10 protein-coding genes and 1 pseudogene are annotated in these 15632 nt (G+C 59.2%); 2 read left to right on the top strand and 9 right to left on the bottom strand.

Translation table 11 applies throughout. From position 1 onward, the window contains the following. Nucleotides 1–1567 precede the first annotated feature (1567 nt). The gene (locus tag ACVMIM_RS11110; RefSeq protein WP_071102026.1) at nucleotides 1568–1867 is read right to left on the bottom strand and encodes a hypothetical protein; all 300 of its coding nucleotides are present in this window, start codon (nucleotides 1865–1867) and stop codon (nucleotides 1568–1570) included. Between the two features lie 259 nt (nucleotides 1868–2126). On the opposite strand from ACVMIM_RS11110, the pseudogene ACVMIM_RS11105 reads away from it, so the two are divergent. After that, nucleotides 2127–2533: pseudogene (locus ACVMIM_RS11105) on the top strand (Ros/MucR family transcriptional regulator). A gap of 215 nt (nucleotides 2534–2748) precedes the next feature. Then, nucleotides 2749–3915: an alanine racemase gene (gene alr / locus ACVMIM_RS11100; RefSeq protein ID WP_082037182.1), complete on the top strand. Its 1167-nt coding sequence runs from the start codon at nucleotides 2749–2751 to the stop codon at nucleotides 3913–3915. 371 nt (nucleotides 3916–4286) lie between these two features. Here the strand turns inward: alr and ACVMIM_RS11095 are convergent, their stop codons facing one another. The 8 genes from ACVMIM_RS11095 to ACVMIM_RS11060 form a co-directional block, all read right to left on the bottom strand. Further along, a complete protein-coding gene (locus tag ACVMIM_RS11095; protein ID WP_476111951.1) occupies nucleotides 4287–8093 on the bottom strand; it encodes a Ulp1 family isopeptidase in 3807 nt (1268 codons plus the stop codon). A 700-nt stretch (nucleotides 8094–8793) separates the two neighbouring features. Then, entirely contained in the window at nucleotides 8794–9708 is a 915-nt protein-coding gene (locus ACVMIM_RS11090) for a MurR/RpiR family transcriptional regulator (protein WP_476111949.1), read from the bottom strand. Between the two features lie 459 nt (nucleotides 9709–10167). Continuing rightward, nucleotides 10168–10791, bottom strand: coding sequence for a tetratricopeptide repeat protein (locus tag ACVMIM_RS11085; RefSeq protein ID WP_476111947.1), 624 nt, complete (start codon nucleotides 10789–10791; stop codon nucleotides 10168–10170). Beyond that, nucleotides 10745–12838 (bottom strand): type III secretion system export apparatus subunit SctV, encoded by a 2094-nt coding sequence (gene sctV, locus ACVMIM_RS11080; RefSeq protein ID WP_040985404.1) that lies wholly within the window; start codon nucleotides 12836–12838, stop codon nucleotides 10745–10747. Before sctV ends, ACVMIM_RS11085 begins: the two co-directional genes overlap by 47 nt. A gap of 10 nt (nucleotides 12839–12848) precedes the next feature. After that, nucleotides 12849–13226, bottom strand: coding sequence for a tetratricopeptide repeat protein (locus ACVMIM_RS11075; protein ID WP_052457890.1), 378 nt, complete (start codon nucleotides 13224–13226; stop codon nucleotides 12849–12851). 42 nt (nucleotides 13227–13268) lie between these two features. After that, on the bottom strand, nucleotides 13269–13820 hold the full coding sequence (locus tag ACVMIM_RS11070; protein ID WP_040985408.1) for a hypothetical protein: 552 nt from the start codon (nucleotides 13818–13820) through the stop codon (nucleotides 13269–13271). Between the two features lie 26 nt (nucleotides 13821–13846). Further along, nucleotides 13847–14737 (bottom strand): SctD/MshK family protein, encoded by an 891-nt coding sequence (locus ACVMIM_RS11065; protein WP_040986118.1) that lies wholly within the window; start codon nucleotides 14735–14737, stop codon nucleotides 13847–13849. A gap of 115 nt (nucleotides 14738–14852) precedes the next feature. Next, nucleotides 14853–15059 (bottom strand): hypothetical protein, encoded by a 207-nt coding sequence (locus ACVMIM_RS11060; protein ID WP_040985410.1) that lies wholly within the window; start codon nucleotides 15057–15059, stop codon nucleotides 14853–14855. Nucleotides 15060–15632 lie beyond the last annotated feature (573 nt).

Here is a 15632-nt window from a genome sequence, read left to right as displayed (position 1 = left end):
CGCGCTCATTCGCACGATCGAGCAGCGCATAGGCTCAATCGACGGTAGAGCTTTCCCGCTGAGAGGTGCCAGCCGTGCCGCGGTTGCTGCCTGTGAGGCCAGCGTCGGAGCAGATTGGGGAACGCCTGCCGGCACGGCATGGCATGAATCGAGACCGAGCTGGGTGGCCGCCATTGCATTCGGGTCGACTGGGGCCTTGAAGCGCTGTGCTCGTTTCCGGCCTACACGATGGGCAAGCCCGCGAGGAGCCACCCAGCTTCCAGCGTGTGATATGGCGCGCTACCCCAGGGCATCCAGCGAGTGAATGCATTCTATCCAATCAATCGATTTTACAAATTCGACCAGCGACACAAGTGTGCGATGAAATCAATCATGAGGAGCAATGCGGTGGCAAAGCCCATCGAAGCTAGGCCCGCAGCTAATACCGCGTCCGGCAGTAGCGGTGACGACTTAATCCTAGATTTCTCCAAAGTAATGCTCGGTTCGACGGCCGTGCTGGCAAGGACCCCATCTCGGCCGGCGGGAGCGCCGACCGAGCCTTCGGCGGCGCGGACAAAGACAAAGTCTTCGGCGGAGAGCGCTTGAACCTCGCAATCGCTCATTCGGCGAAGAATAGAATTCAGCTTTTGAGGAGGTGAGGTTGGCTGAGCGCCGCGCTCGGTGCAAGCTTGGGATCCTGCCCATCGCTTCCTCCTACATCTGGTTGGGTCACTCTGTCTGGTATGGCCACGACTAAGCGGTCACCCTCAGAAGTCCACGAGCTCGGAGGCGATCGTAGCCGTCCTTGTAATCGCATAACGCAATGGGCAATAACGATTGCTGCGTGGCTGTCTTAAAAGCCAACCGAATTCCCTTCGGCTCAGAGATAGGGGTGGCAAAACCGTCCAACAGCTCCCACGTTAGATCGGATGGACGGCTGCTATTGCCACTGATCTCGGATTGGTCCAGCAATAGGCGGCAAAGTGGGAGGCTTCCAGGCCGTGGGGGCCGGGCCAATTTCACCGGGCAGCATTCGTTCAGATCAAGTTCAAATGAAGGCCTTTACATTTCGTAATTTGTCATCGCCGGACAGTTCGCGATAGGGCTCGGCTGCGGCTCGCGTCGCCATCCGATTCTTATAACTCTTCTCCTCCCGCCGGATGGATGGCTCGAGCCGCCCCTGCCCTCCGTGCACACGTCACTGAAGTTGGCGGAAGACTTTCCGAAGGAAGCTACTCAGCCCGGCGGCAGCTGTTGCGGCTGCGCGATTGCCGGAGACCACCAAGTTAGGTCGGCCCGCCATCTCGTTTTCAGTGCATATTCGCAGACCTATGAGACCGCGCCCTTGCGGGCGATGCGTCCACACATGTTGCACAGCCCACCGTGCCGGGAACCTCGGCCCGTGACAGGAGGGACCCATTCGCCCCAAGAATCGGGAGATTCGTTAAGCGCTCACTCGCCGGGAACCGCGGTTCCCGATTTCGCCTCACCTGATCGGCTGCTGTCCAGTTCACCCACGCCGCAGGGTTCGAGGCGTTTGCGCTTGGCCGAGGCGGCGACCGCAAAGTATTGCCTAGCGAGACTTCATTCAGCCGTCATGATGCGGATGCAAGCTAAGGGACGGCTGATCCCTCCGGTTGGCCCTTGCGTTCCCGTTTAACTCCTGGGCCCGGCTTACGACCGGGCTTTCTTTATGCAGGCCCAGTTTCGATCGGATCGAACCGATGGCATTCAGGTTCGCGCAGGCAGCGTGCGCGTCAAGCGCGATATCCAACAGGCCTTCGGTGGTGTGAATCGAGAGAATGTCAATCATTCCTTTGGAATCCTCGAGTGTCGAAGTGCGAAATTCGCTCGGCACGAAAGGCAACGCCTTCTTCGTCTGGCGCATCGCTCACCTTTGTCCATAGCGCCGACAATCGCGCAACCCGACACCATGATAAAGCGGACCCAGGTCCGATAAACTTCATGACCTTGTCGAGCCCGCGAGGGCGGCGATAATCCCGCGATTCCCGGGCCGTTGGTGGCAGAAGCCTCCGTGGCCCCTCAACCCGACCCCGTTACCCGCGGACTTCGTTGCGTCCATGCCGCGCCACCGTTAAAAAACGGAGAGCTTCGGCGACATTGCTTTAGGCCAGGAGTGCACCGCGATGGAAGAAACCGACGACAACACCAGCGCCGTCATCGAGCTGACCGCCGAGGTGGTCTCAGCCTATGTCTCGAACAATCCAGTCCCGGTCGGAGATCTCCCGGCCCTGATCGATCGAGTGCATGGAGCGTTGAAGAGCGCCGGCAGCGGCGCGGCGGAAAAGCCGGAAGCTCTCACGCCAGCTGTGCCCATCAGGAAGTCCGTCACGCCGGACTACATCATCAGCTTGGAGGACGGGAAGAAGTTCAAGTCGCTGAAGCGGCATCTTTCCTTCACTATGGCCTCACGCCGGATGAATACCGCGCCAAATGGGGCCTGCCGGCTGACTATCCGATGGTGGCCCCGAATTACGCCGCCGCACGTTCTTCGCTTGCCAAGTCAATGGGACTTGGCCGCAAGACTACCTGACAAGCCAAAGCGGCGCTCGCCGAGAGAGACCCGCAAGCTTCCTGAGGGCATGCGGGCCTGCCAACACTGATGGCCTTGCCCTCTATGGTTAAATGCCTCCTTGAGGGGTGGAATGCTCCCGAGCGCGGTTAGGAACCAACCTATCATCAACACTTGGACAGCCTCGGAAAGACTTGGTAAATCGACGTTCTCGGGATTGTTTTCATGTTTTTGCTATGCAGCTTGACTATCAGACACTGATACATTGCGGTCCACCCGCCGCCTCTGACCCCCACCGCACGCCGCTGCGCGGCAGCTGGTACGAGATCGACCTAGACGCGATCAGGCACAATTATCGCCAGCTTCGCGCACACCTGCCCGCGGCAGTACGGATTTTCGCATGCCTGAAGCGCAACGGTTATGGCTGCGGCGCCGGACCAGTGGCTTCAGCTCTGGCTGCAGAGGGGGTAGACGGCTTCGGCGTCGCTGCGCTGCCGGATGCGGTCGCGATAAGGCATATGGGAGTCGAGCTTCCAATCCTGCTCTATCCAGGACCTCTACCGTCATCGGCCGAAATCATCGAACGGCTCGGGCTTACGGTCACGATCTCCAGCCTCGAGGAACTGGAACGCTGGCGGGCCGCGATGGACAGCACGCGGGTCTTTGTCAAGGTTGATCTTGGCTTTTACAGGTCGGGGGCAGCGCCGTCGGCTGTCGGGGCATTGCTCGCGGCCGCCCATGCTTATGACGATGTCGACGTCGAAGGGCTTTATGCGCATCTCAGCGAACTGCCTTCGAAGACGCCCTTCCACCTAAGCGAACAGCGCTCACGTTTGCAGCAGATTCTTCAATCGGCCAATGCTTCGGGGACACGACCTCCCATTGCGATGGTGGCGAGCACGGCGGGCGTGCTTCGATACCCTGAGATGGATTTCGACGCCGTCGATCCCGGCGCCTTGTTCATTGGTGTCTCCGAGACGGATCCTTCCGCCCGGCCTGTCGCCCTGCGGCCGGCTCTTAAGGCCATTTCGAGCTCTCTGGTTTCAATCAAGCGGACCGACTCCTCGCTCGGGACAGCGCCGGACCTGCCTGGCTACCAGCAAGGAATGGTCGTCGGAGTGCTCGGTATCGGTTGGGGAGACGGGCTACCACGCCAGCTCCCGCCCGGCGCTGAGGCACTGGTGAGAGGCCGGCGTGCGCCTCTGCTGCCGCCGGTTCATTTAGAACATCTCCGTATCGACCTCACGGATGTCCCCGATGCTTGTTTCGGCGATCAGGTGCTCTTGCTCGGGCAGCAGGGAGAGCAGACCATCACACAGTACGAGGTCGCCACCTGGTGGGGCACCGACATCGTCGGGCTTTATGCTCAGCTCCGGGACCACGTTCCACGCGTCTATGTCTGAGGTTCATAAGAGCACAACAATCGAGAGTGGGTGATTCCAGAGCAACGCATCCACTAAGTGGGCAGGCGACAGGCTTCTTCCTCCCCAAGGCCCTCCGAAATAAAGCGGACCCGTGCAAGTCCGGTAGCTTGCACGCAGGCTCTCAGCCCTGCGATCGTGGCAAGAAGAATCAAACATGGGCGGAAAGCTATCGGCTGATGACCGATCTCCTAGGTGGGCAGCCCTAAATCAAATTTGGAACTGAAATTCATTACATTTGAAGCTCGACCTCTTCGTGCGAGCTTTAGCGATGGCGCACAGCGGCTCCGTGATCAGCTGGATTCCAGAACACCTCGGTCGGTATATCGCTTTTTGACCAGCAGAGGCCGACATCAGCCCCGCAGTCGGTCTTGCAGTGCCTGCCGATCGATGATGAGGTTGTCGAGGTTGAGCCCGGCTGGCTGCCGCCTTTGCCCCAGTCGGCTGACCAGCGCCCTCGTGCCGTCAAGCACAAAGACCCCACAATCATAACCGTTCTGCTGCTGGGTGATACGGGCGGGCTCCAGGCGGGCTCCCAGCCGTCGTGCGAGCTGTGCCGCGGGCTGGGCGTTGAGCCGGCCGTAGGAGTCGTAATGATAGGCAACCGGCCTTTCCCGCTCGCGTCGATCAACCAGCAGCAGCGACCAGTGGCTGCCGCGGCGTTCAGGATCGGTAGTGCTGGCATTGTTGACAGGCAGGAACAGGAAGTCGGCCGTATCACTGCCATCGCGATCATAGACGATGCGCTGGAAAGCCCTGAGGGCGGCATTATCGGAGCCCAGGCGCAGATGGTAATGCGCGACCAGGGGATCGACCAGCCGCGTTCGGGCGGCGAGATCCGGATTGTCCCTCTGCAGCTCCTGCTCCAGCAGTTCGTAGTCTCTTTGGATGTGCTGATCCCCCAGCCATTGCGTGGCGCCGAGCGCCAGTTCGCTGCGGTCGGACGAGGAGGCTCGCGGATCGGGCGCCCCAGCCCGAGCGTCGGAGGCTGTGGGTGGAGGCGGGGCATAATGGGCATCGTCACGCAGCTCGGCCGGTGTGGAGGGCAGATCGACCAGGGAGCCAAGGCCGCGGTAGATATCTGACGAGCGAGCTGACGCGGACCGCCGCGTTGGCCCCCGATCCTGATCCGACTGCGGCGACCACCCTGACCAGGGACGCTCCCAACCGGCAGGTCTTTGCCTTCCGGCCTGGTCCACCTCGCGCCAGAGCTGCGACTGGTCGTAGCTTTCCTGCGAGGCGGCGGGCCCTGCCCCCCGACCGACCTGCTCCCGCGAGCCAAGCTGTGGCCCGAGATCCGGGAGCCTGCCATGTGCAGCGCTCGACGCCGCAGAACCTTCGCCAGGCACGCTCGATGACGGCGATGGCCCGGCAATCAATCTCGACGTAGCAGCATCCGACCGAGGCGCCGAGCCGGCATCGTCCTGCAAGTCGACAATGTCATCAAGATCGGCATGGATCTGCGATGATTTACGTGACGAGCCGGGCTGGGCAATTGCCGAGCCGCCAACTGCGGTCCAATGGCCCGAGGCGCTACCCTCCTCAGTCAGCTGCCCGGGCGTGAGCGCGTTCAGAGCAAAATCCGGACGCCGATAAGGTGTGGGCGATAGCGGCGCGAAGCCGGCGAAGATCGAGGACGAGCCGGCACTTTGAGCAGGCGAGGAAGGGGCCAGCGCGGGGGCCAACTGTGGCGGGAGCGATGTCGTCGGATGGAACTGCGGCACATCGGTAGCCATTGGCGCGCCACGCTTTACAACCTCTTCTTCATGGAAGGCTCGCAAGACGTCCCAGGCCGGGTCGCCCGGGGCGATGGGGATGGGCGAGAAGGCGGGTGAGGTGCTCTGCATAGTTCCAGTGGGCGGGTTGCGTGGCTGCTCGCGCGGGGTCGCTTGTCCATGGGCTGCCAAGCCCAGCGCGTTGTTGGCTGCGACCATTTGCAGGTATTTCTGCAGAAAGCCCCAGGCTGTGCCGAAAACGGGGGCTGCGGTCATCTTGTACTCGTCAACTGCCCGGCTCAGCATCGCGGGTTCAATCTGGGCAATGCCCTTGCCGAAGTGCTGGCTAAGCCAGCTATTGAAACGACCCAAATGGCTCCGATAGATCGTAAGCGTGACTTGACTGTACCTGCTTGCAGCTGCCCGACATGCATCTTCGATCACCTGGTTCTCTTCGCTGACAGGGCGCGATCTAGCTGTTGTGACAGTCTCTCCGGCATAGGCTTGTCGGAGCCTTCCCAACGCCACATTAAGTTCACTCAGTAATTTTGCATCGTTGCTCGCGAAGTCCTTCGCCAGATTGTCCAGCCCCGGGTCCTCAAGCCGGCCGGCGATCTGCGTCCGGTGGTTCTCGTGAAGCCATTTGCTGAACTTGCGCAGCGCCGCTAGATCGTGCCACATGGTTCCTTTTTTGAGGCGGGCAGCTACGGCTCTTGTCTGATATCTGGCTAGGAGTTCCTCATCGTCCTTCGTGCCAAATTCCCGGATATTTGAAGCAATTGTTATAGGCTGTCCGGCAGAATGCTGCCGGAGCCTTTCCAATGCCACGCTAAGTTGCCCCAGTAGTTTGCCATCGTTGCGCGCGAAGTTCTTCGCCATGCTGTCGAGCTGTTCGTCATCAATCCGACCATCGATTTGGCTCTGGTGGTTCTCGGCCAGCCATTTGCTGAACTTGCGCAGCGCTGTTGTATCGCGATCAATCGAGGGTCCACTCACCTTGGCTGTGTTCGCCGCCTCGGCACGGTAGGCGGCAAAAAGCGCCTCGTCCGGGTGCTCTCGTACGCGCTTGCGGCTGCGCGTTTGCTGAACGAGGGAAGCCTGGTGCGGCGCCTCGGCCGGCATCGTTTGGCGCGCGCCGGTCAAATCGCCTCCCATGGTTCCTTCTTCGAGGCCGGCGGCCTGGGCAAGGAGTTGGTCGTAGTCGTTGGTGCCAAGTCGAACATTCGAAGCAGCCGTCCCAGGCTGTCTGACAGAAGCTTGCCGGAGCCTCTTCAACGCCGGATTGATACGCTCGTTCACGCGCTCCGCGAAGTCCTTCGCCAGCGTGTCCAATCCGGGATCCTCAATCCGGCCGGCGATTTGCGTCCGGTGGTTCTCGTCGAGCCATTTGCTGAACTGGCGCAGGGCCGCTAAATCGCGCCTCACGGCCGGTTCTTTGACCACGGCTTTTGCCCGGTATTGGGCGAAGAGTTCCTCATCGTCCTTCGTGCCGGGTCGAATAGCCGAACCAGCCGTCACAGGCTGTCCGGCAGAATGCTGCCGGAGCCTTCCCAACGCCACCTTGGTGTCGCCCAGTAGTACGGCATCGTTGCTCGCAAAGTCCTCCACCAGACCGACCAGCTGCCCGTCCTCAATCCGACCGCAGATTTGGCTCTGATGATTCTCGTCAAGCCATATGCTGAACTTGCGCAGCGCCGTTATATCGCCAGAAATCGAGCTTTTACCCACCTTGGCTGTTTTAGCCGCCTCGGCACGGTAGGCGGCAAAAAGCGCCTCGTCCGGGTGCTCGCGGTCGCGCTTGCGGCTGCGCGTTCGCTGAACGACGGAAGCCTGGTGCGGTGCCTCGGCCAGCGTTTTATGGCGCGCGCCGGTCACATCGCCCTGTTGATTGGCCGCAGGCCGATATGCGTTCGCGACAGGAAGGCTCACACCACCGGGTGCGCTTCCAAATCCCGTGGCGGGCACGTTGACCCGCGACGGCGGGACGGAATTCAAAGCTTCATAACCCCCAATCGCTGCGCGGCTCCGCGGCTGATCTACACTTTCCGCGGTTGAGTGGACCACCCGCTCCACATCCTGCCAGAACTGCGCCGAAGCGAAACTTGCAGCCGGCAACGGCCCGGCGCGGTCGGCGGCGGCAAAGAGCTCGTCCTGGTCAAAACTATGCGCAGGTGAGTGAGCTGGTGGAGCAAAGGGCAAGTGCGAACCGCCTTCCCCGGCGCCCTCCCCTTGCAGCTTCCTCGGTCCAACCGCATCTGCATGTAAGCCGGTCCGCCGCCTGGCGAGACGGCTGTTTGGAACAGCTTGCCGAAGCTGGCCCGGCTGCAGCGCGTTCAGATGCTCCTGAAAACTCGCCTGGTCGGTCTGCTGCTGTTTCGAGCCTGCATCGTCTTTGCGAGGGAAATCTGAGACGTGGGATCGATTGATATTGCTAAAGGGATCCATGATATCTCCCTTGCCTGTTCCGAGCAGCTCAAGCCGCCCTGGCGGCTGGAAAACTGTTCTATGGGGCTTAGCTGTCGACAGGCTGACGGACCGAGAGCGCGGCAGGTCGCAGTCGAGATCATCACTCCATCGCTGCACGGCCCGCCGATCTTCCCGTTCGACGAGCCCCCCTCCGGCCTCGTTGCGAAGCTGCCGGATCTGGTTATGCCGCGCCTCGCCTATGCCGCCCTGCGGCGTGGCAGCCTAGGTGAGCGTGCGTATTGCCTCGCGTAACGATGATCCGCGAAATTCAAGCGTTGCCTCATGCGCGGGTGTTTGTAGCCTCGCGCTGACGATGCTCCGGAACCGCTGAAGCCTGGTAGAGTGGTCATCTTCACCTCGGGCTCTTCTTGGCCGGCGATCTGGCGAGCAATGTCGCGAATGTAGGTTGAGCCGGTAAAGCACCTTGTTGGCGCGATTGAACCCGTGTGGATGCCAGCCGTTTTGCAAGGAGAGCATTGAGCTATCAGTCGTTTGAGTGCGGACTTGTCAGGCTGGAGCTCGCTGCCATTTTCACGCTCAAATCATCTCTCCTGCGCGCTGCCGATCCCGAGCAGTTGCTGGTTTCTCCGCACGTGCAGGGTCTGGTACCAGGCCGAGCCGTCCAGGCGCTTGTGACAGGCGCACCCTTCCATGTCGCCTTGCGCGGATAATCACTCCGCTAATCCCGATTCCAGCGGTTTTGATTACATTTCGCCCACCTGCTGCGCTTCCCACTATCAGGCGGTTTCCAGAAGACATCGAGCTCCGCGAGCTGACGCTCGATTTCCTTCACGACCTCATCGACATTCATTCCGGACTTGGCGGCGATCAACTTGGCCAAGATCTCGCTTGCTGCCAGAGCCGGCGCGATACTTTTGAAGAAGGATTGAGGGTTGCTGATTACAATGACGCTTGCCTTGGCCATACGGGCGAGCGGCGATACGCTGCTGTCGGTGATGGCAACCACAGCCACTTCTTGGCGCGCTGCTTGCCTAGCCGTTTCGATGGTTGCACGGCAGTAAGGCTCGATACCTACCGCCAGCAATACGTCGCCTTTGCCGACGCCCCGCAAGGCATCGATGCCGAGTCCCCCGGCTGCATCAAGAACGATCGCCTGCCGGCCGAGCCGTGACAGCGTGTAGGCAAAATGCTGCGCCACCGGATGCTCTGCGCGCAGGCCAAGGCTGAAGAGATTTCGGCTTTCGGCAAGGATACTGGCAGCAGCCGTTGGCTGCATCGTGTTCGCGCATTCCCCAAGCCTCGCGATTTCCGCTGCCAGCGTGCCCGCGAGGACTCCGACCGTTGAGTAAGCGCCATCGCCCTCCTGCCTACGCTCAGGTAGCGGCGATTCGACAGACGTGCGCAGGGCCTTCGCATAAATGCTGCGCATGTCTTCGTAGCGGTCGAGATCGAGCCATCGGACTAGCCTCATCATGGTCGTGTGGGACACACCCGCTAATTGCGCTTGCTCGCGCATGGACATCAACGCGACATCCTGCGGATAGTCCAACACGAACCGGGCAGCTCGCTGGAGCTGAGGCGGCATCGACTCAAACCGTTCGACTAAAAGGTCGGTTAGAGGCCCCTTTTTCATAGACCCTCGCGCCAGTCGGCCAGCTGAAAGCTACGCCTGATTTCACAAGAATAGACACTCGAAAAAATTCCAATTGGTCGCTCTTGCTGAACCGCGCTGCCCCGGTACTGAGCTACATCACCCAAGAGACCACGCGCCAGGTCTTCATTGACAACAAAATGCTGCGCCCTTTCTGAACGACATCTCATGTCGTAGCGATAAGCACCCTCTTCTGCGCCTTCAAGTTTCAAGAACGCAGAGGCACGTACGTTCGGAGACATACTCTGTTTGATTACCGTGGAAGGCGTCCACTTTCTGGATTCAAGCATTTGAGAGATCAATTCGCGTACCTATGGACCACGATTTTTCGCGCTGATTTCGGGCTCGTCAGGTTTTGCGCGAACAATGGGGGGAACAACTGATGAAAAGCTGCTGCGACTATGTTGATCGCCTGCGATGAGCTTCCGCGCGAATGCCAGTCTACCCCGATCGTGCCGGCGCACTCCGTCCTGACTTCTCATCAAGCGCGAGCGACCGGTTGAGGTTGTTGACCAACATCTGGTTCCCGGGTTCTTTTCTGAGAGCTTGGCGATATAGCGCTTGTGCCGCGCCATGCCGACCGCAAATGTCGAGCACAACTGCCTTCGCGTTCAATGTGCGCAAGTTGTCTGGAGCCGCAATCAAAACCCCGTCGAGCACCTGAAGCGCCTCCTTCGGGCGTTTCTTTGCTACTAGGGCTTTCGTAAGATGGATCGCGGCGTCGACATTGCCTGGTTCCTGCTGCAGCTGATCCCGCAAAGCCCGCTCGTGAGCATCCTCACCAACGGAGGTCAAGATGCGTTCGCGCATGGCCGGATTGATATCCTTGGCACCGAGCAACTCGGGTGACGGCGTCTCCTTCACTGAAAGAGCTTGCGTGCCCCAGCTATTGCAACCGCCGAGAGGAAGAATTGCAAGTATTGCGAAGGGAACTGACGCCAGACGAACTGAACGCAACGGCGGAACGACTGTTGTTAACATGTGAATGCAGCTATCCTTACGACTGATGCTACGCACTTCAGCTTGGCTCAACGCGCAAATCGTTACGTTCTCCTGACGGTTCATGATTCGTTGCAGCGGTGAGCTTGACGGATCCGACCGGCTGAATCGTAAACTCCGAATCCAGATCCTGATAAGACAAAACGACGAGATCGATCCCGTTGCGCGTAAGGAAACCGCGGACGAAGCGTCGGACGTCCATTGAAGCCAATATGACAGGACGGCGCTGACCCGGCGCAGGGTTCGAATGGATCTGCCGCATTTGTGACAGCAGCATCTCACTTTGAGCATCTCCTAACACGAGGTAGGGACCAACAGCCGAATCACGTATCGCGCTGCGCACCAAATTCTCGGTTTCACGTTCGATAACAACGGCGGGCACGACACCCTGAGCGTTGGCAAAACGATGACAGATCTGCCGCGTCAGACCGGAACGGACATGTTCCGTCAACAATGCGACGTTTTGCTCCTGCTCCCCCCATGCGGCCAATGCCTCCAAGACGAGGCGGGTGTTGCGGATCGGGATATCTTCGTCCAGTAGACGGCGCAGGACATCGGCGATCCGGGGGATTGGCGTCGTGCGTAGCACCTCCTTCACCAACTCGGCATATTCCTGCTCCATCCGGCCCAGCAATTCACGGGTCTCTTGGATGCCCACCAAGCGCCGCGCACGCCGCGCGAGCGTTGCCTGGACTCGCGATGCAATAAGTTCGATGGGACTGTGATAGCCAATGCCGGCGTCATTGAGAGCCGATGCATGGCTTTGTTCGGCCCAGATCTTGCCCGCTTGTGGGTCATGCTGGAAGGGGATGCCGCTCAATTCAATATTGGCCAGATCGTCGGTAAGCCTTAGCTGCGTCGGATCAATCGCATCCTGTTCGACCGGGACGCCCTCGACATCTATCCTGAATTGCGACTCCGGCAACTGCTGTTCGACTGCAACAGGGATGCGGGGAACAATAATGCCGAGGTCAGATGAGACCAGTTCCGAAACGCGCTTAATGTGCTGTTGCAATTCGATTTGGTTGATCGCATCTCCAAGGCTCGGTGCAAGGAGCAGGGTGACCGGACCTCCTTCCGCAGGTGGGGTTTGCTTTTTTGGCGTCCCTGGAGCTGCAGTGGTAGCAGTGGCATCGTCGCCGGTTTGCTTATCGCCTTTGGTAAAACTTGCCGTCGCGAAGACCGCGGCCAACACCAGAAAGACGGGCAGAGGGAAGCCAGGAACAAACCCCATCGCAACTAAGACACCAGCAGCCAGCCTCAATGCCCGCGTATTGGCGGTGAGCTGGCCGGCTATGTCGGCACCAAGGTTGAGTCTCCCGGCCCCACCCACACGCGTGACTATGGTCGCCGATGAAATCGACAGCAGCAGTGCCGGAATCTGTGAGATTAGTGCATCACCTATGGTCAGCAGAGTATATTGGTGCAGCACCTGGCCGAAGGGCAACCCCTTAGACAGCCCGATGGAAACTCCGCCCAGCAAATTGATACAGATAACCACCAGCCCCGCGATGGCATCGCCCTTAACGAACTTCATGGCCCCGTCCATAGCGCCATAAAGCTGGCTTTCTTTCTCCAACATGGCGCGCCGCCTACGAGATTCATTCTCGTCGATGTGGCCATTTCTTAGCTCGGCATCGATCGCCATTTGCTTGCCTGGCAGAGCGTCGAGCGTGAATCGCGCCGCCACTTCTGCAACGCGTTCGGCACCCTTTGCCAGAACCATGAATTGGACCATGGTCACCACTAGAAAGATGACAAAACCGACGACGATGTTGCCTGAGATTACGAAATCGCCGAACGTATGGATGATGCTACCGGCCTCCCCCTCCGCAAGGATTAGTCGCGACGTTGCAATGGTAAGCGCGAGGCGGAACACCGTAGAGATCAAAATGACGCCGGGCAGCGAAGAAAGTTCAAGTGGCGTGCCGACATATAGGGCAACCATGAGAAGAAGTATGGCGAATCCGAGGTTGAATCCGATCAGGACGTCAACGACCGCGATTGGGATTGGCATGATCATCATGCCGATCGCCAGAAGCAGCATTAACGCGACCATTAGGTCCGGGTTGGCCGGCGCTCGCGCGATGAAGTTGCGCATTAGGTTCGCCATCGCGACCTTTTTATGTTTGTTTGAGAAGAACTGTGCTGCTGCGAAGTGAAACGTAGCTTTGGAAAACCGCTCGCGCCTCGTCCATGCGACGGGCTCGCAGCAGCGCATGGCTACGCATGAGAGTCAAAGGGACGCGAGAAGATTGCTGGTCATCAAGTACGTCCAACCTGTCCAGGATCGTCAGTGCTTCGTCGCCGAGCCCCTCAGCAATCAAGGCATAGGCGAAAATCCGTAGCAGATTGACATCTTGAGAATTGTCGCTGATGGCGAGCCGCAACAAGGCTAGGCTTTGGGCGCTCTGCCCGCACGCAAGGTGGGTATAGGAAAGGGCGCAGAGCAAATCTCGCTCCTGCTCGGAAATCAGCACGACTTCACCGGTCTTTGGCAAGGTGTGTCCCGACAGGATAGCCCAACATTGAAGTGTTATTCTTCATCCAGGTCGACCTTCGCTCGCCTTGATTAAGCTGTTCCGGTTCAGTCGCAACAGCACCAGGCGCCGGAACTCTTCTTGGAGGGCGGCAATACCTTCACGCGCCACCGAATCCTCAGGTACCGCCGCCAATGCGTTGACCAAGCGCTCCAGAAGAACACTACGCTTCCCTTCGCGCAGGATTTCCGGATGACGCAGGCGTGGCGTGATGAAAGAGAGCTGGCTACCTGCGAGAGTATTGCCATAAAGAGCGGCCATTGCAGCGCGGGGGTCGACCTCACTGATGTGGGTGCTCTCGCTTGGGCTGATGCACGTGACCGCCTCGATTTCACTAATTCCCAACAATCCGTTGGCCGTGCGTGCGGGCGGCATATCGTGCGTGTGCGCACGACGCAAAGTAGATGCGTGCTTCTTGCTGCTATTTGCATGAGCGCGATCGATCTCCATATTCTTGGCTTCTTCATTGGCCGGCTCGGCTGCTCCTGCAGGCTCAATGTTAAGATCGCGCGCCGAGGCGCCGGGGCCGACAGGGAAGCTGGACATCTTGACCATGGAGTTCTCCTACCGAACCTGGAAGTTTAATAAGGGAGCGCAGCAACGCGGCCATTTCGGCTCAGCAGCACCTGAGCGTCCTCAATCCGATCGACCATCCATCCATTATCCAATAGAGCTCCGACGAAATACTTCTGCCCACCGATCAGAAGATGTGGCAGATTCCCGCGCCAAACAGCTTCAACGGGGATTGCGGATGGCGCCTTGTCCTCTTTGACCACCACACCGTTCACGAGTGTAAGCGCTGCGTTCGTGCGTTGATCGAACTGCTGTTGGATCTTCTGCCACTTGGCGACCAAGGCAGGCGTGACGGTGCCCTCGGCGGTAACAACACTGTCCGCGGATTGGATCTTGATATCGAATAGCTGCGCCCGATCAATTTCGTCTTGCAGCGCTTTCGCCGCTAACTGGACGCTCTGATCACCAGGGCGGTTGATGGTTACCTTCGATTTAGGTGCGGGGTCAGTAGGATTGGCGCTCAATCCACTGGCGCTGCCGTAGAGGGAAAAAAGGGTTGAAAGCGCGCCGATTCCAATGCAGCTCAGCAAGACAACGGCTATGACTGGCATTGAAAGGCGGCGCATGCCAATGGGGCGCTTCTCCCCGGCATCTTGAACGGACCAGAGAATGGACATCGCGCCCGCATGAATGACGACAGGAAGAGAAACAACAACGCGCTCGCCTACGGCAATATTTTGGTTGCCCTCTATGCGGACCCCCTCCGCAAGGGCCTCGACCTCGATCGAATTGCCGAGAAGACTGATACGAAGATGACGTGGCTCTAGCCCTTGCTCGATGAAAATTATATCGGACTCAAGACCACCACCGATTACATTCGGCCCCGGAGGCGCATTGCCAGTTAGCCCAGAATAAAGACCCGACAGCACCTCGAAATCGATGGAAATGGCGTCAACCACGGAAATCTCCCGCACAAGGAGATGAGCCATACAGCCATGGCCGTACGGCTCATTTTAACTCCACATTGCACCGCCAAGACAGCGATCCGGACGACGCTACATCTCGCTTGCGATGTTACTGAACGCGTTCGTCGGCCACCTTCTTGACCGTCTGAAGGTTGGTCGTAACAGTGCGCAGCATCACACTCCTTTCCGTCGCCTCCGCGCTCATCTTCGTGAGCGCCACAATTTGAGCCTGGAAGGCGGCAGCGCCAGCCCCGTCAGCAGCCATATTGCCAATGGCCGGAGCAGCACCACCAGCAGCGGGAGCAACTTTAGACATATCGTTTTACCTTTCCGTTCGAATTGTGCCGTGCTTGACGGCTCACACTCCTGACGCCGAAGGATCCGGCGTCAGGCATCCTCTTCCATGTCACCCATAGCGTCATCGAAATCAGCCATGGAATCGCTCGTCATTTGGAACGCAATGGAACTCAGAACACTTTCGAATGCCGCACTCTGATCTACGGCTTGCGCGTCATTTCCGGAACTGACCGAACCGCTGTCCCGACCGCCCGCCGCAATCGGTCGGCCACCACCAGAAGGCCCGCCGGGCTCATCCCGCCTATCCCCATGGCCCGCACGAGCCAAGGAAACACCGGCGCCGCCACCTCCACCTCTAATTGATCCGACCATCAGGTACCTCGGTTCCTTTATTGCCCTCAAGAGGCAGCGATGCCGTGTTGAAAATCGACTTGCTCAAAGTAAGAGCGCGAGCTTTCGAGAAGCTGACGGCTCACAAAAAAACAAAAGGGCGCTGTTACAAAACTGATGGTCGTGTACGGGCTGGCCTGCTCATATCGATGCGACGGCGGCTTTGAAAGGCGCCATTTTCCCGGCAGGGCGGGATCGGAAG

It is taken from the genome of Mesorhizobium sp. USDA 4413 (assembly GCF_056280365.1).
The sequence above is the reverse complement of the archived record's forward strand: the minus strand, read 5'-3'. Positions and strand labels throughout refer to the sequence as shown.